Here is a 16630-nt window from a genome sequence, read left to right as displayed (position 1 = left end):
TGTCGGTCCCGGTCCCCCGGGTCCCCGGTCCTCCGGTTCCACGGTCCGCTGTCCCCTCTGTGCCCGACCTGCTGGAGGTCATGTGCTTCCGTCCGACCGCCCTAGACGCAGCCGCAGCCGCGACCGTCTGCGCCGCCGTACCGCTGCCGTACGCCGGGCCCGCCCCCGTACCCTCGTGGCCGCGCTCGCCGCCGGCCTCGTCGTGACGCTGCTGCCCGCCGCCTCCGGCGCGCAGGCCCAGCCCGGCGGCGGGGAGAGACCGGGCGACGGGGGGCTCGCCCTCACGCCGCTGTCGACCCGCGCGGACTTCGTGACCGGCGGGGACGTCCTCGTACGGGTGGACATACCCGACGGCGCCGACCCCGGCGAGGTGGCCGTACGCCGCAACGGCACCGACGTCACCGGCGCGTTCACGCCCGACCCCGGCGGACAGCGGCTGACCGGCCTGGTGGCCGGGCTGAAGGACGGCGCCAACAGCCTCGTCGCCACCGCACCGGACGGCGACGGGGGCGGCGACCGGGCCGAGCTGCGCGTACGGAACCACCCCACGGCCGGGCCCGTCATCAGCGGCCCGCACGAGGACCCGTACGTGTGCACCACCGAGTATTTCGCGCTCGTGGACGGTACGACGCTCGGGCCCCCGCTGGACGAGGACTGCTCCGTCGGCACGCGCGTGGACTACGCGTACCGCTCCACCGACGGGAAGACCAAGCCGCTGCCTGACCCGGACGAGCGCCCGGCCGACCTCGCGGAGACCACCACGACGGACGGGAAGACCGTCCCGTTCCTCATCCGGATCGAGACCGGCACCGTCAACCGCGCCGTCTACCAGATCTCCATGCTGCACGACCCCGCCGACCCCGAGCCCGGCACCACCGCCCGCAGCGCCGGCTGGAACGGCCGCCTCGTCTACACCTTCGGCGGCGGCTGCCGCGCCGGCTGGTACACGCAGGGTGTCTCCACCGGCGGTGTCCTCGATCCCGAGATGCTCGGACGCGGGTACGCCGTGGCCTCGTCTTCCCTCAACGTCTTCGGGAACAACTGCAACGACCTGCTGGCCGCCGAGACCACCATGATGGTCAAGGAGCAGTTCACCGAGGCCTACGGCACGCCCCGCTTCACCATCGGCTGGGGCTGCTCGGGCGGCTCGTACCAGGGCCACCAGATCGCCGACAACTACCCCGGCCTGCTCGACGGCATCGTCGTCGGATGCAGCTTCCCCGACGTCACCTCCGCCACCAACCTGACGCTGCTCGACTCCCGGGTCCTGCACGGCTGGTTCGAGGGCGCGGGGAAGGGCGAGTTCAGCGCGGAGCAGCAGCGCGCGGTCTCCGGGTTCCGGCTGCGCGAGAGCATCCCGAACCTCAGCGACGGCGCCAAGCGCCTCGACCCGGACGAGGAGTTCCCCCTGGGCTTCCCGGACTCGCAGCGCTACGACGCCGAGACCAACCCGGACGGCGTCCGCGGCACCGTCTACGACCACACCGTCAACGTCTACGGCACCGACCCCGCCACCGGCGCGGCCCTGCGCCCGCTGGACAACACCGGCGTGCAGTACGGGCTCGGCGCGCTGAACGACGGCACCATCGACAAGCGGCAGTTCCTCGACCTCAACTCCGGTGTCGGCGGCATCGACCGGGACGCGCGCCCCACCAAGTCCCGTACGGCGGCGGACCCTTCGGCGACCCGGGCGGCGTACGGCACGGGCCGCATCCTGGACGGCGGCGCCGGCCTCTCCCGTACACCGGTCATCGACTACCGCGCGTACACGGACGACACCCCCGGCGGTGACATCCACATGGCGGTGCACGGCTTCTCCACCCGCGCCCGGCTGCTGGAACGGAACGGGCACGCCGACAACCACGTGATGCTGGAGGAGGACGTACGGCACGGCGGCTTCAGCCTGGAGAGCCCCGTACTGCGGTACGCGCTGAGCGCGATGGACGAGTGGCTGACGTCGCTCACGGCGGACGGCGCGCCCCTCCCGGGCGGTGCGGGCCCCGCGGCTGAACGGCCGTCCGGCGCGGACGTCGTGGCGCACAAGCCCGCCGGCCTCACGGACGCGTGCTGGACGCCGGACGAGCAGCCGCGCAAGATCACGCAGCGGCTCACGTACGACAACCGGGGCGAGTGCGGGAAGCTCTACCCCGCCTTCCCCACGCCGCGGCTGGTCGCCGGTGCCCCGGTCGCGGACGACGTGGTCGCCTGCCGGCGCAAGCCCGTCGAACCGGCGGACTACGCGGTCGAGTTCACGCCCGCGGAGCTGGCGGAGCTGCGGGAGACGTTCCCGGGCGGCGTGTGCGACTGGGCCCGCGAGGGCCGCTGGCAGCGCCCGCTGGACGGGACGTGGCAGGCGCTGCCGTCGGGGCCGGGGGCGGCGGGCGACTGACGTACGGAGGGGTGGCGGTCGCGGTCCGTACGGGCGTGGTCCGTGCGGGCGTGGTCCGTGCGGGCGTGGTCCGTGCGGGCGTGGTCCGTGCGGGCGCGGCTGGTCCGTACGGGCGTGGTCCGTGCGGGCGCGGCTGGTCCGTGCGGGCGCGGTCCGTACGGCAGCCGTGCCGTGGCTAGTCCGCGCGTCCCGTGACCGCCACCGTCGTACCGAGCCCGATCATGGCGAGTCCGCCCGTCCCGCCGACCACGGCCATCCGGCGGGGCGAGCGGCCGAACCAGCCGCGCGCGGCGGAGGCCGCCAGCCCCCAGGTGCCGTCGGACACCAGCGCCAGCAGCGCGCCCGCCAGCCCCAGAAGCAGCATCTGCACGACGGCGTGCCCGGCGTCCCGGTCCACGAACTGCGGCAGCACCGCCGTGAGGAAGACGATGCTCTTCGGATTGGTCACGCCCACGACGAACCCCTGCCGCAGCGCGCGCCCGGCCGTCACCGGCTCCCGTACGGCGCCCGCGACCGGCCCAGCCGACCGGCGGCCCGCCCAACTCGCCCGCAGGGCACGGACACCGAGGAGCACGAGGTAGGCCGCACCGGCCAGCTTGATCACCTGGAAGAGGAGCACGGACCGTTCCACTACCGTGCCGACGCCGAGCGCGACCGCGATGACGAGGACGTAGCCGCCGAGGGTGTTGCCCAGCACGGACGCCAGCGCCGCCCGCCGCCCGCGCGCCAGCGCCTGCCCGACGACGAACAGCACGCTGGGCCCTGGCACGGCGGAGAGCAGCAGGGACATCGCGCAGAACGCGGCCAGCTGATGCGGATCGACCATGACGAGGAGCATCGCGCGTACGGGCCCGCGAAGGCGAGACCGGCCTTCGCCCTAGGCCCCCGGCCCCGGCCCCGGCCAAGCCCTGACCTGTCGGCCCGCGGTCGTCCCGACGCGGGGCGCGACCCGCCCCGCCCCGCTCACCCCGTGCCCCGCGGGAGCCGCAGGCTCAGGAATGTGATCAGTGCGACCAGGGTCAGTTGGGCCGTCAGGGCCAGGGCCAGGGCGTCGCGCATGCCCGATTCCGGGACGGCCGTCAGGAACAGCGCGCCGATCAGCGCCATGCCCAGGGCCACGGCGGACTGCTGCACCGTGGCCATCACGCCGCCGCCCACGCCCGCCTGCTCCGCGGGGACGTCCGCCAGCACGATCCGTATCGCCACCGGCATGATCAGGCCCTGCCCGAAGCCCGCCACGGCCAGCCCGGGTGCGAGGTCCCGGAAGCCCAGGTGCGGCCAGGCGTCGAGCACGGTCAGGATGAGCAGCACCAGGCCCGCGATCTGGACGACGCCGCCCGCGGTGACGACGCGGTCGCCGAAGCGGCCGGTCAGGCGCGGTCCGGCGAGGGAGGCGAGGAAGAACGCGACCGCGTACGGCACCAGGGCCGTGCCCGCCCGTACGGGGCCGTAGTCCAGGCCCTGCTGGAAGGCGATGGCCAGCACGAACATGAAGCCGCCGAAGCCCCCCACCGTGAGCGCCACCAGCGGCAGCCCCCGCCGCATGCCCGGCAGCCGCAGCATGCCCGGCGGCACCAGCGGGACACGTCCCGCCCGGTCCGCCCGGCGTTCCACGGCCGCGAACGCGGCGGCCAGGAACGGGAACGCGGCCAGCGCCAGCCACGACCACAGCGGCCAGCCCGCGGCCCGGCCCTCCGTCAGCGGCAGCATCAGCGCGACCAGCGCGGCGCCGAGCAGCACCGTGCCCGGTACGTCGACGGGCGCGGGCCGGTCGGAACGGGTCTCCGGGACCGTACGCCACACCAGTACGAGGAGGAGCAGCACGGCGGGCACGTTCACCAGGAACACCGCGCGCCAGCCCGTACCGGCGAGGTCCGCCGCGAGCAGGACGCCGCCGAGGATCTGCCCGGCGACCATGGCCAGCCCGGCGGTCGCGCCGTACAGGCCGATCGCGCGGGCCCGGCGCCGGCCCGCGGTCGTGGCCTGGATGGTGGCGAGCGCCTGCGGCAGCATCGCCGCGGACGCGGCGCCCTGCGCGGCGCGCGCGGCGATCAGGCTCCAGGCGTCCGGCGCGAGCCCGCACAGCAGGGAGGTCACGGCGAACGCGACCAGCCCGGCGAGGAACAGCGTGCGGCGCCCGAACATGTCCCCGAGGCGGCCGCCGAGCACGAGCAGCACGGCGTACGCGACGCCGTATCCGGCGACGACCAGCTCCAGCAGGGCGGGGTCCGCGTGCAGATCGCGGCCGATGGCGGACAGCGCGACGTTGACGATGAAGAAGTCGAGCAGCGGGAGCGCGGCCCCCGCGAGCACGGTGAACAGGCCGAGCGGTCCGAGCCGTTGGGCCCCGGCGGGAGAATCGGCGGGCGCCGGTGCGGGAGCCGGTGCGTCGGCCTGCGAGACGCCCGCCGCGCCGATACGGCGTACGCGGGGCCGGATCTCGGCCCGCGAAGGCGGCGAGGGGCGCGGGACACGCGGTGCGGGTGGTGTCTGTTCCGGTATCTGTGACGTACGTGACGGGTGGTCTGTCGTGGATTCGCTCACGGAACCGACCCTGCGGGAGGCCGTAAAGGGGTACCAGAGTGTCTTTATCCTGGTACAAGAACTACCTGGAAACGCCCTGCGCCTCCCCGCATGCTGGTACGCATGAGCATGGCCGTGGACGAGACGCCCACCCCCGCCCCGTACACCCCCGTGGACGGCGGCGGCCTGCGCCGCCGCGAGCTGGCCGCGTTCCTGCGCAGCCGCCGCGAGCGCATCGCCCCCGAACAGGTCGGGCTGCCCCGCGGGCGCCGCAGGCGTACGCCCGGACTGCGCCGCGAGGAGGTCGCGCACCTCTCGGCCGTCGGCGTCACCTGGTACACGTGGCTGGAGCAGGCCCGCCCCATCCAGGTGTCCCCGCAGGTGCTGGACGCGCTCGCGCAGGCGCTGCTGTTCGACCCCAGCGAACGCGCCCACCTGTTCGCGCTCGCCGGAGTCACCGACCGTACGCCCGGGACGGAATGCAGCGGCGTCGTCACCGACTCGCTGCGGCGGACCCTGGAGCAGCTCGAGCCGTACCCGGCCTGCGTCCAGAACGCCCGCTACGACCTGCTCGCCTACAACCGCACGTACGGCCGGCTGTTCTGCGACCTCGACGCCCTCCCGTACGAGGACCGGAACTGCCTGTGGCTCCTCTTCACCCACCCCGAGTGGCAGGCCACACTCGTCGACCGCGAGGAGGCGCAGCGCCTCATGACCGCGAACCTGCGCGCCGCCATGGCCGACCACATAGCGGAGCCCGCGTGGAAGGCGCTCGTGCACAGGCTGCAGCGGGCGTCGCCGGAGTTCCGCGAGATCTGGGACCGGCACGAGGTCGTCCAGGCCGCCACCAAGGTCAAGCGCTTCCGGCACCCCCAGGTCGGGCTGCTGCACTTCATGCCGACGAAGCTGTGGCTCGGCCCGAACCACGGACCGCGGCTCAGCGTGTACGTGCCCGACGACGCGGAGACGCGGGAACGGATCGAGCGGCTGCACGCGCTGGTCACCGCGGACGGCGGGTGAGCGGCGGTCCCGCGGTCCCCGGGTGCCGCGGATGCGCGACAATGGATGGCTGCCGGTGGCTCCCCGCCCCGCTTCCGCAAGACTCTCCCTGTGCCCGCCCCGCCTCCGTAAGACTCCGCCGTATGACAGCGAGGACACCCGCTCCATGACCCAGCCGCCGCTCCGTATCGGACCGCACGCCGTCCAGCCGCCCGTGGTGCTGGCGCCGATGGCCGGGATCACGAACGCGCCGTTCCGGACGCTGTGCCGGGAGTTCTCGGGCGGACAGGGGCTGTTCGTCAGCGAGATGATCACGAGCCGGGCGCTGGTCGAACGCAACGAGAAGACCATGCGCCTCGTCCACTTCGACGCGGGCGAGGTGCCGCGCTCCATCCAGCTGTACGGGGTGGACCCGGCGACCGTCGGCAAGGCCGTCCGCATGATCGTGGACGAGGACCTGGCCGACCACGTCGACCTCAATTTCGGCTGCCCCGTCCCCAAGGTCACCCGCAAGGGCGGCGGCTCCGCGCTCCCGTACAAGCGGCCGCTGCTGCGCGCCATCCTGCGCGAGGCCGTCGCGGGCGCCGACGGGATGCCGGTGACCGTGAAGATGCGCAAGGGCATCGACGACGAGCACCTCACGTACCTCGACGCCGGGCGGATCGCCGCCGAGGAGGGCGTCACCGCTGTCGCGCTGCACGGCCGTACCGCCGCCCAGCACTACGGCGGCACCGCCGACTGGGACGCCATCGCCCGCCTCAGGGACGCCATGCCGCCCGAGGTGCCGGTGCTCGGCAACGGCGACATCTGGTCCGCGGACGACGCCGTACGGATGGTGCGCGAGACCGGCTGCGACGGTGTGGTCGTCGGGCGCGGGTGCCTGGGGCGGCCGTGGCTGTTCGGGGACCTGGTGAAGGCGTTCGGCGCTGCTTCCGGGGATGTGTACGAGGGCTCGTACGCGCGGCCGCGGCTGCGGGAGGTCGCCGACACGATGCTGCGGCACGCACGGCTGCTGGGGGAGTGGCTCGAGGACGAGGCACACGGCGTCATCGACTTCCGCAAGCACGTCGCCTGGTACACGAAGGGCTTCTCGGTCGGCTCGGACCTGCGCCGGAAGCTGGCGGTCGCCTCGTCCCTCGACGAACTGGCCGCGCTCCTCGGCGAGCTGGACCTCGACCAGCCCTGGCCCGCGGAGGGCGCCGACGGGCCGCGCGGCCGTACGTCCGGGCGCAACCGCGTCGTACTGCCCGACGGGTGGCTCGCGGACCCGTATGACTGCGCGGCGGGTGTCGGGGCGGAGGCCGAGCTCGACACGTCGGGGGGCTGACGGCCCCTGTTATTCAGCTTGCGCCGGGGTCCTCTTTCAGCTTGCGCCGGGGTCCTCCAGGCGGAAGCCGACCTTGAGACCCACCTGGTAGTGCTCGATCTGCCCGTCCTCGATCTGCCCGCGCACCTCGGTGACCTCGAACCAGTCCAGGTTGCGCACGGTGTCCGAGGCCCGGCTGATGGCGTTCCGGATGGCGGCGTCCACGCCTTCGTGGGAGGTGCCGACGATCTCGGTCACGCGGTAGGTGTGCTGCGTCATGGCGAGCTCCGCTGGTGTCGTACGTACGGGATGTGCGTGTGCGTGTCTGCGTGTCCACGGTGCCCCTGGGGGCCGGACTTATGCGACCGGAACGCACCCGTATGCGCACCGCGCCATCCAGCCCGTCCTGGCGCACCCCCAGGCCCGGCCTGGCGTACCCCCCAAGCCCGTCCGGCGTTTGAGGACGAAGCGGGGCGGCCACGCACCTTCGGTGGGCCTACGGTCTTTGCCCCGGTGCGGCGTCGTCGTGGCCGGGGGCCGTCCTCAATCGCCGGGCGGGCTGGATTCCAGGGCTGTGCGCAGTGCGAGCGGTGTCGCCGCTGCCCATGCCTGCGGCGAGCAGGCGTGCGGGTACGGGACCGGCCGCCCGCCGGCGGTGTCGCGGCCGTACCCGGCCAGCACCTCCGGCAGCCGGTACTCGTGCCGCGCGGCGGCCGCGAGCAGGCCGCGCGCGAGCGCGCGGGCCTCCTCGTGCAGGCCGTAGCGGGCCAGGCCGAGCGCCGCGACGGCGTTGTCGTGGGGCCAGATGCTGCCGCGGTGGTACGACAGCGGGTGGTACGCGGGCTGGCCCGCGGCCAGGGTGCGGATGCCCCAGCCGGAGAAGAAGTCCGGTTCCAGCAGCCGCCGTCCGACCCGTACGCCGTCCTCCCGGCCGAGGATGCCGGACCACAGCAGGTGCCCGGCGTCCGAGGCGAGGGCGTCGGCCTGGCGCCCGTCGCCGTCCAGGGCGAGCGCCGGGAACCCGTGCCGCGGCATCCAGAAGTCGCGGCGGAAGCGGTCCCGCAGCGCGTCCGCCGCGTGTTCCAGCCGGTCGGCGAAGTCCGGGTCGGCCCACGCGGTGCGTGCCATACGGGCGCCGCGGCGCAGCGCGTCGTACGCGTACCCCTGCGCCTCGGCGACCGCGATGGCGCCCTCCGCCTGGGTGCCGTCGGTGGTGCAGACGGCGCCGGGGGAGTCCTTCCAGTTCTGGTTGGCGAGGCCGCCTTCGTCGGCGTGGTAGACGAGGTAGCCGCGGTCGTCGAGGCCGCCGTGCCGGAACAGCCAGTCGAGGGCGCGCCGCGCGTGGCCCTCCAGGCGGCGGGCGAGCGTGTCGTCCCCGGTGCGTTCGGTGCGGGCGCCGAGCAGCACCAGGAACAGGGGGGTGCTGTCGACGGAGCCGTAGTAACTCCCGTACGGCACCTGCCCGAAGTGCGCCAGTTCGCCGTGCCGGATCTCGTGCACGATCTTGCCGGGCTGTGCGACGCGCTCCGGGTCGGTGCGGTCGGCCTGGGTGGCGGCGAGCGCGAGGAGGGTCGCGTCGGCCAGCGCGGGCTCGTACGGGAGCGTGAACAGCGACGTGAGCAGCGCGTCCCGGCCGAACAGGGTGAGGAACCAGGGGATTCCGGCCGCCGGCGGCCGTACGGGCTCGCCGTCGGGCCCGGTCGCCGGGATGCGCAGCGCGGCCAGGTCGGCGAGGCCCTGCGCACAGGCGCGGGCGAGGTCGCCGTCCGGTTCGCCGTCCGGTTCGGCGGGCGGGGAGGCGACCGGAGCGGAGCCCGCCTCCACCGCCTCCACCGCCTCCACCGCGGGCGGCGCGCCGAACGGGTGCGTGTCCGCCCGCAGTTCGAGCGCCACCGCCCCGTGCGGCGGCACGGTGAGCGTCCAGTGCAGCAGCCGCGCGCCGTCCGCCGCCTCCGTGGCGCGGTCGGGCGCGGGCCGGGCGGTGACGGCCGTACGGGAGTGCCACTCGCCGCGCCGGTAGTGGAACTCCACACCGTCCGCGTGCGGTTCGCACGTGCGCTCCGCGCCCGGCTTGGCGTACTCGCGGTTGCCGCGCAGCTCGAACTGGTCGGCGAAGTCCGCGTCCACCGCGACGGTGACGGTCACGGTGACGGCCGCGGCGCTGTTCCCGACGAGCCGTACGCGTTCGCGCAACGCGCCGCCCTTCACCTCCTGTTCGCGGAAGACGGTGTACGCGGGCGGCTGGTCGCGTACGCCCGGCGGCGTGAGGACGGCCGTGCCGTGGGCGCCGTCGGGGCCGGGCACCAGCAGGGTGGGCTCCGTACCGCCGACGGTCAGCAGCCAGCGGCTGAGGTGCCGGGCGTCGCGCCGGAACAGCCCGTACGGTCCGCCGCTCACGCCCGGCGCACCCGCGGAATCCGCCTCCGTACGGATGTCGCCGCGCCCGTCCAGCACGGCGAACGTCCCGTCCCGTACGAGCACCCGCTGCCCGGTCCCGCCGTTCATACGGGGTCACCGCCCGTGTACGGCCCTGCCAGCAGGTCCAGCGCCAACGCCGCCGTCCAGCTGAAGTCGCGGGTGCCGCGCGCCTGTCCGGTGTACGGGTCGACGTACTCCGAGAACCCCGAGGCGTACGCCGTCGCCAGCCCCGCCGCCCGCAGCGCGTCCGCGCGCTCCGGTGCGCCGTGCTGCCGGAGGCCGCGTTCCAGCAGCCAGTTGACGTTGAACCAGGCGGGTCCGCGCCAGTAGCGGGACGGGTCGAACGCGGCGCCGCGCAGGTCGTAGCTCGGCACGAGGCGTACGGCGCCGCCCAGCCCGAAGTGCTCGCCCGCCGCCGTACGCAGCAGCGCGTCCGCCACGTCCGCGGGCAGCCCGGGGACGATCAGCGGGATGAGGCCGGCGACGCTCCGCTCCCGTACGGGCGCGCCCGCGCGTACGTCCCGGCACAGGAACAGGCCCGCGTCCGCGTCCCACAGCCGGGACACGAGCGCGCCGGTGAGCCGTTCGGCGCGGGCGAGGTGGGGGGACGGGTCGGCGCCGAGGGCGCCGGCGATGGCGGCGAGGGCGTGTTCGGAGGCGATCAGCAGGGCGTTGACGCTCGGGTCCTCGACGGCGAAGGCGTGCGGTGTGTCGGCGTCGCGGTAACCGTGGTCGCGGTAGTCGGCGGCGAGCCGCACGTACCGGCCGTAGTCGAGATCCGTCGGGCGGTCGGCCGCGGCGCCGTGATCCAGGTCGGCGCGCCGGAACGAGCCGGGCTCGGCCGGTTCGACGCGCGACAGCGGCCCGTCCCAGCACGGGCTGTTGTCCATGCCGGGCTCCCACGGGTGCACCATCGACACCAGGCCGTGGCCGCCGAGGTCGCGGTGGCCGGCGAGGTAGCCGTGCCAGGCCGCGAGCCGCGGGTACAGCCGGGTCAGAAAGCCCCGCCGCGCCGACTCCGCCGGGTCGGCCTCGTGCACGAGCCAGGCGGCGAGGGCGTGGACCGGCGGCTGCACGATGCCGGACGTCTCGACGTCCGCGGGCGCGCCCGCGGCGGCGCCCGCCGTGGAGGAGCGCCAGAAGTCGGGGCTGGGGAAGTACGCGCCGAGCGGCACCGTCCGGTTGAACACGATGTGCGGCACGCGCCCGTCGCCCCACTGCGCGGCGAGCAGCGTCTCCAGCTCGCGCTGCGCCCGTACGACGGACAGGTGGCGCAGCCCGATGGCGATGAACGCCGAGTCCCAGCTCCACTGGTGCGGGTACAGGCCGTGCGACGGCACGGTGGACGCCCCGGTCCAGTTGCGGAGCAGCACGCGGCGGGCGGCGCGGCGCAGCGCGGCGGGGTCGGGCATACGGCCGTCCGCGTCGCGCGGGGCGGTGGCGAGCAGGGGGGCGGCGGTCATACGGCGGCCCGGCCCGCGCCGTCAGACCCCGCGCCGTCGGACCCCGCGCCGTCGGACCCCGCGCCGTCGGACCCGCCTGTCACGTGCGCCCCGCCCGCGCGGCGCAGGAACGGCGGGATGGACCGTACGGCCTCCTCCGGGTCGCCGCCGAGGCGGCACTCGACGGCCAGCGGGCCCACGTACCCGGCGGCGTCCAGCGCGCCCAGCCACGCGGGCCAGTCGAGGTGGCCGGCGCCGGGCTGGAGCCGGTTGGAGTCGCTGACCTGCGCGTGCCCGAGGTACGGGGCGGCGCCGAGGATCGCGGCGGGCGGGTCGGCCTCCTCGATGTTCATGTGGTAGCTGTCGATGCCGATGCGCACCGAGTCCAGGCCGACCGTACGGATCAGCTCGGCGGCCTGGTCGAGCCGGTTGACCATGTGGTCCTCGTAGCGGTTGAGGGGCTCGAGGAAGAGGGTCACGCCCTCGCGCCGCGCGTGCTCGCCGAGTTCGGTGAGCCCGGCGAGCAGCACCTCGCGGTCCTCGTCCTCAGTGCGCGGCGGCGTGAACGGGGGCAGCCGCCGCGAGAACATCCCGTACGACGCGGGGGTCTGCGCGCCGCGCCCGCCCAGCTCGGCGATGACGGACAGCTGGGACTTCAGCTGGGCCACGGCGTCGCGCCGCGGCTCCTCGTCGAACGCGCCGAAGAAGTGCAGCATGTCCACGCAGACGGTCGGCATCACCACACCGTCCGCGGCCGCCTGCCGCAGCTCCGGCAGCCGGCCGCGGAAGTGGAAGTCGCCCTTGGCGCGCAGCTCGATCGCGTCGTAGCCGGCGGCCACCGCGAACTCCCACTTGTGCTGCAGGGTGTCGCCGGGGAGCAACTGCTCCTGGCAGGCGATCTGGAACATCCTTCGGCCTCTCAGACTCACAACTCGGTGCTCAGAACTGGGTGTTCGCGGGCGGGACGGCGGGCGGCGGGGACGGGGACGGGACGGGACGGGACGGCCGGGCGCGGGCTCAGAACGAGAGCACCATCTGCAGCGCGTCCTGCGGCCGTTCGTCCAGCAGGGCGTACGCGTCGGCCGCCTCCGCGACCGGCACGACATGGCTGACCAGGGACTCCACATCCACCCGGCCCTCCGCGACGAGCCGCAGGAACGTCCGCTGCAGCCGTTCGACGCTCCACCGTCCCTGCAACTGCGGCGGCACGCCGCCGATCTGCGAGCAGACCAGCTGGACGCGGTTGTGGTGGAACTCGTCGCCGAGCCGCAGCCCGGTGGCGTCGCCCTGGTAGAAGCCGGAGGCGACGACGCGGCCGTCCGCCGTGACCGAGCGCAGCGCCTCGTGCAGGGCGGCGTGCACCCCGCTGATCTCGATGGCGGCGTCCGCGCCCCGGCCGCCGGTGGCCTCCCGTACGCGTTCGGCCACGGCGTCCGTACGGGCGTTCAGCGTGCGCTCCGCGCCGTACTTCCGCGCCGTGTCCAGCCGGCCGTCGAGCGCGTCGACGGCGGTCACGCGGGCGCCGCTGAGCTGGGCGAGCCGGGTGGTGAGCAGGCCGATGACGCCCTGCCCGAAGACGGCGACGTCCTCGCCGAGGTGGAGGCCGGCGGCGAGCACCGCGTTGTACGCGATGGCGCCGACCCGGGCGAACGCGCCGGAGAGCGGGTCGAGCCCGGCCGGCAGCCGGTGGCCGACGAGCCGTTCGGCGGGCACGACGCCCTCGCTGCGGTGGCCCCAGATGCCCCAGACGAGATCGCCGACGGCGGGCAGCTCCGGGTCGCCGGCCAACTCGGCGGGCAGATCGGGGGAGACCTCGGTGACCTCGCCGACCTCCGAGTACCCCCAGCCCGCGACCGGGTACTCGATGCCGGCGGCGCCGTCCCGGAAGAGCCGCGCGCCGGCGTCCCAGGTGCGGGTGAGATACGGGTTGGTGCCGCGGTACGCGGTGAGCTCGGTGCCGGCGGAGATGCCGGAGAACCGCGTACGGACGCGGATGTGGCCCGGTGGCAGCGGCTCCCTCTCGTGCTCGGCGACCTCGACCCGGTGCGGGCCGGTGAACTGGACGACGCGTTCCACGAAGACTCCGATGGGTTGGGCTGCCACGGTTATGTCGAAGATACCTTAAGGATACGTCTTGTCATTAGGCAAAAGTGGTGCTGTGATGCCTGACGAACAAGCGGAAGTGACAGACGGAAGCGGCACAGCGGCGTAAGGACGAGGCATGCGCAAGTGGACGCGGCGGTCGAGGGCGACCGCGGCCGCTCTTGCCCTGGTGCTGGGCAGTGGCCTGCTGGCCGGCTGCGCGGACAGCCAGGCAGGCAAACCAGGCAAGCCGGACAACAAGATCACGGTCTGGTCCCTGGAGAACCTCCCGGACCGGATGGAGGCGAGCAAGAAGGTCGTCCACCGGTTCGAGCAGCGGTCGGGCATCGACGTCGAGCTGGTCGGCGTCGCCGAGAACCAGCTGCCGCAGCTGATCATGTCGGCCGCCGCCGCGGGCAACCTGCCCGACGTCATCGGGGCCATCCCGATGGGCCAGGTCTGGCAGATGCACGGCAACGGACTGCTCAACACGGAGGTCACCACCGACCTCGTACGGAAGCTCGGCAAGGGCACCTTCGACGAGAACGCGCTCCGCCTCACCGCCGACGGCGGCGCCCAGCTCGCCGTACCCTCCGACGCCTGGCTGCAGATCCTCGTCTACCGCAAGGACCTGCTGAAGAAGGCGGGCCTGCCGGTCCCCGACACCTACGACAAGATGCTGCGCGCCGCCGAGAAACTCGACACGCGCGGGCAGAACGGCGCCGCCGTCGCCACCGACCCCGGGGACGTCTTCACACAGCAGAGCTTCGAGAGCGTCGCCCTCGCCAACGACTGTCAACTCGTCGACGGGCAGGGCGAGATCCGGCTGTCCTCCCCGGCCTGCCGCACGGCGTTCGACGCGTACAACGCGCTCGGCGGAGAGCACGGCGCCGCCGGCACCCAGACCGTCGACTCGACCCGCGCCACGTACTTCTCCGGCAAGGCGCCGATGCTGCTGTGGTCCTCGTTCGTCCTCGACGAGCTGGCGGGCCTGCGCAAGGACGCGCTGCCGAGCTGCCCGCAGTGCACGAAGGAGGGCGGCCGCTACCTCTCGGACCGCAGCGGCATCGTCACCTCGCTGCGCGGCCCGGACGCAGAGGAGCCCGCCCAGTTCGGCGAGATCACGTCCTGGGCGGTGACGCGGAGCGCGGAGACGGGCGCGTCGCGGAAGTTCATCGAGTACATGATGAACACCGGCTACGCGGACTGGTTCGGGATGTCGCCCGAGGGCAAGATCCCGGTCCGCGGCGGCACCGCCGACGACCCCCGGAAGTTCGAACGGGCCTGGCGGGACAGCAGCGTCGGCGTCGACAAGAAGAAGCCCATGAACGAGGTGTTCCGGCCGGAGCTGCTGGACCAGCTCACCGAGGCCGTCGGCCGCATGAAGCGCTGGGGCATCGAGCAGGGCGAGGGCGTGCTCGTCGGCGCCACCAACGGCGAACTGCCCGTACCCAAGACCATCGGCGCCATGACCAGCGGCCAGACGGAACCCGGCGAGGCCGCGCGCGAAGCCGCCGACGAAGTGTCCGCGCTGCAGAAGTCCCTCCAGTGAACCGGCCCGCCCGCAGAAGCCCACGAGGTACGCGACCCATGACGACGAGAGCTCACCTGTCCCGCCGCGCCCGCGGCCTGCCCCCGGGCGGGCGGCGCCCCCTCACCGCGAGCGGCCGCGAGAACCGGGCCGGGCTGGCCTTCGTCACGCCCACCTTCGTGGTGGTCCTGGTGGTGGTCGTGCTGCCCATCCTGTGGACGGTGCTGCTGGCGTTCCAGGACGCGAAGCTGGTCGACATCCAGGGGATGGGGCTGTTCGGGAACTGGTCCCTGGACAACTTCGACAGCGTCTTCGCGTCACCCGGCTTCTGGTCCAGCCTCGTCACCACGCTCGTCTACACCGTCGGCGCCACCGTGGGCTCCGTACTGCTCGGGCTGACGGCGGCGCTCGCGCTGCGCCGCCCGTTCCGCGGCCGGGGCATCCTGCGCGGCGCGATGCTGCTGCCGTACGTGGCGCCGGTGGTGGCCGTGGCGTTCGTCTGGGAGATCGCGCTCAGCCCGCAGTTCGGCATCGTGAACGAGTGGGGGCGCAGCCTCTTCGGCTGGGACGACCCGATCGCGTTCCTCTCCACCCGCGAGTACGAAGTCGGCCTGCTGGGGCTGCACTTCGACGTGCCGCTGGCGCTGCTCACGGTGATCGCGTTCGAGACGTGGCGGTACTTCCCGTTCGCCTTCCTCTTCCTGCTGGCCCGGCTGCAGGCCGTGCCGGACGGGCTGGAGGAGGCGGCCACGGTGGACGGCGCGACGCTCACCCAGCGCTTCCGGTACGTCCTGTTGCCGCAGCTGATGCCGGTCATCGCGCTGCTGTGCGTGCTGCGCTTCATCATGACGTTCAACAAGTTCGACGACGTCTACCTGCTGACCGGCGGCGGCGCTGGCACCGACGTGATCGCGGTACGGGTCTACGACTTCCTCACCGCGCGCTACGACGTGGGCGCCGCCGCGGCCCAGGCACTCGTGCTCGCCGGGATCCTGATGGTCCTGCTGGGCATCTACTTCAAGTTCTTCGCCAAGAAGGTCCAGGAGGAGTCGTGACGAGCCGCGCACAGTTCGAGGAGCGGTTCTTCGGAGCGTTCCGCTGGGTGGTCATCGCCTTCCTCGGGCTGATCACCCTGGTGCCCTTCTACTACATGGTGCTGCTGTCCCTGAAGCCGATCGACGCGCTGCTGCTCGACCCGGGGCGGCTGTGGGTGTCCACGAAGGAGCTCACCACCACGACGTACGAGGAGGTGCTGCGGCCCACTTCGGAGGGCGGCCAGGGCTTCCTGACCATGTTGACGAACTCCGCGCTCGTCTCGCTCGCCACGGTCGCGCTGACGCTGGCGGCGGCGGTGCCGGGGGCGTACGCGATCAGCCGGCTGCGGTTCTTCGGCGGACGGCACGTCAGCACACTCTTCCTCGCCGTGTATCTGTTTCCGGCCACGCTGCTGGCCGTGCCGCTCTTCGTGATGTTCGCGAAGATGGGGCTCCAGGGGAGCCTGGTGGGGCTCGCGATCGTCTACATCGCCCAGACCGTGCCGGTGTCGATCTACATGATGAAGAACTACTTCGTCACCATCCCGTACAGCATCGAGGAGGCCGCCGCGATCGACGGCTGCTCGCGGCTGCAGACCGTACGGAAGGTGGTGCTGCCGCTCGCGATGCCGTCGATCATGGCCACGGGGCTGTACATCTTCATGATCGCCTGGAACGAGTTCCTCTTCGCGCTCCTCTTCCTGGCGGCGGAACCCGGCAAGTGGACGGTGTCGCTCGGGCTCCAGCAGCTCGCGGGCGGCATCGAGGTCTCCAAGACCGTGCTGATGGCCGGGTCCGTGGTGCTCACCCTGCCCGTGGTACTCCTGTTCTTCCTGGCCGAACGCCTGCTGACCGAGGGTCTCACCAGCGGCGCGGACAAGGGCTGAGCGGTACGGGAAGGCGACG

13 protein-coding genes are annotated in these 16630 nt (G+C 73.4%); 6 read left to right on the top strand and 7 right to left on the bottom strand.

The window, feature by feature from the left end; genetic code table 11:
* The first annotated feature begins 175 nt into the window (after positions 1–175).
* Positions 176–2389, top strand: a complete 2214-nt coding sequence (locus tag DVA86_RS19630; RefSeq protein ID WP_245996795.1) for a DUF6351 family protein — start codon at positions 176–178, stop codon at positions 2387–2389.
* A gap of 175 nt (positions 2390–2564) precedes the next feature.
* Here the strand turns inward: DVA86_RS19630 and DVA86_RS19625 are convergent, their stop codons facing one another.
* The gene (locus DVA86_RS19625; RefSeq protein ID WP_208880058.1) at positions 2565–3215 is read right to left on the bottom strand and encodes a LysE family translocator; all 651 of its coding nucleotides are present in this window, start codon (positions 3213–3215) and stop codon (positions 2565–2567) included.
* Between the two features lie 137 nt (positions 3216–3352).
* Positions 3353–4933 (bottom strand): MFS transporter, encoded by a 1581-nt coding sequence (locus DVA86_RS19620; protein ID WP_425470874.1) that lies wholly within the window; start codon positions 4931–4933, stop codon positions 3353–3355.
* A gap of 108 nt (positions 4934–5041) precedes the next feature.
* Between DVA86_RS19620 and DVA86_RS19615 the strand changes: the two genes are divergently transcribed.
* Together DVA86_RS19615 and dusB are read left to right on the top strand one after the other, a co-directional pair.
* Positions 5042–5932: a helix-turn-helix transcriptional regulator gene (locus DVA86_RS19615; RefSeq protein WP_208884908.1), complete on the top strand. Its 891-nt coding sequence runs from the start codon at positions 5042–5044 to the stop codon at positions 5930–5932.
* A gap of 145 nt (positions 5933–6077) precedes the next feature.
* Positions 6078–7238: a tRNA dihydrouridine synthase DusB gene (gene dusB, locus DVA86_RS19610; RefSeq protein ID WP_208880057.1), complete on the top strand. Its 1161-nt coding sequence runs from the start codon at positions 6078–6080 to the stop codon at positions 7236–7238.
* A gap of 36 nt (positions 7239–7274) precedes the next feature.
* Here the strand turns inward: dusB and DVA86_RS19605 are convergent, their stop codons facing one another.
* The 5 genes from DVA86_RS19605 to DVA86_RS19585 all read right to left on the bottom strand — a co-directional run bounded on the left by DVA86_RS19605 (position 7275) and on the right by DVA86_RS19585 (position 13153).
* Complete coding sequence (locus DVA86_RS19605; protein WP_208880056.1) at positions 7275–7496, bottom strand: dodecin; 222 nt, start codon at positions 7494–7496, stop codon at positions 7275–7277.
* A gap of 264 nt (positions 7497–7760) precedes the next feature.
* On the bottom strand, positions 7761–9722 hold the full coding sequence (locus DVA86_RS19600) for an amylo-alpha-1,6-glucosidase (RefSeq protein WP_208880055.1): 1962 nt from the start codon (positions 9720–9722) through the stop codon (positions 7761–7763).
* A complete protein-coding gene (locus DVA86_RS19595; RefSeq protein ID WP_208884906.1) occupies positions 9719–11047 on the bottom strand; it encodes an MGH1-like glycoside hydrolase domain-containing protein in 1329 nt (442 codons plus the stop codon). The genes DVA86_RS19600 and DVA86_RS19595 overlap by 4 nt, the downstream gene beginning before the upstream one ends.
* A 47-nt stretch (positions 11048–11094) precedes the next feature.
* Positions 11095–11985, bottom strand: a complete 891-nt coding sequence (locus tag DVA86_RS19590) for a sugar phosphate isomerase/epimerase family protein (protein ID WP_208880054.1) — start codon at positions 11983–11985, stop codon at positions 11095–11097.
* 109 nt (positions 11986–12094) lie between these two features.
* A complete protein-coding gene (locus tag DVA86_RS19585; RefSeq protein WP_208884904.1) occupies positions 12095–13153 on the bottom strand; it encodes a zinc-dependent alcohol dehydrogenase in 1059 nt (352 codons plus the stop codon).
* Between the two features lie 145 nt (positions 13154–13298).
* On the opposite strand from DVA86_RS19585, the gene DVA86_RS19580 reads away from it, so the two are divergent.
* From DVA86_RS19580 to DVA86_RS19570, 3 genes are read left to right on the top strand one after another with little or no spacing between them, the layout of a single operon-like run.
* Positions 13299–14711 (top strand): ABC transporter substrate-binding protein, encoded by a 1413-nt coding sequence (locus tag DVA86_RS19580; RefSeq protein ID WP_208880053.1) that lies wholly within the window; start codon positions 13299–13301, stop codon positions 14709–14711.
* Positions 14712–14749: 38 nt separating this feature from the next.
* Positions 14750–15745, top strand: coding sequence for a carbohydrate ABC transporter permease (locus DVA86_RS19575; protein ID WP_208880052.1), 996 nt, complete (start codon positions 14750–14752; stop codon positions 15743–15745).
* Positions 15742–16611, top strand: coding sequence for a carbohydrate ABC transporter permease (locus DVA86_RS19570; protein ID WP_208880051.1), 870 nt, complete (start codon positions 15742–15744; stop codon positions 16609–16611). The genes DVA86_RS19575 and DVA86_RS19570 overlap by 4 nt, the downstream gene beginning before the upstream one ends.
* Positions 16612–16630 lie beyond the last annotated feature (19 nt).

The sequence above is a fragment of the Streptomyces armeniacus genome, assembly GCF_003355155.1.
GTDB classification, from domain to species: Bacteria; Actinomycetota; Actinomycetes; order Streptomycetales; family Streptomycetaceae; genus Streptomyces; species Streptomyces armeniacus.
Note: the sequence above shows the minus strand (reverse complement) of the source record. Positions and strands in the feature narration are given on the sequence as shown.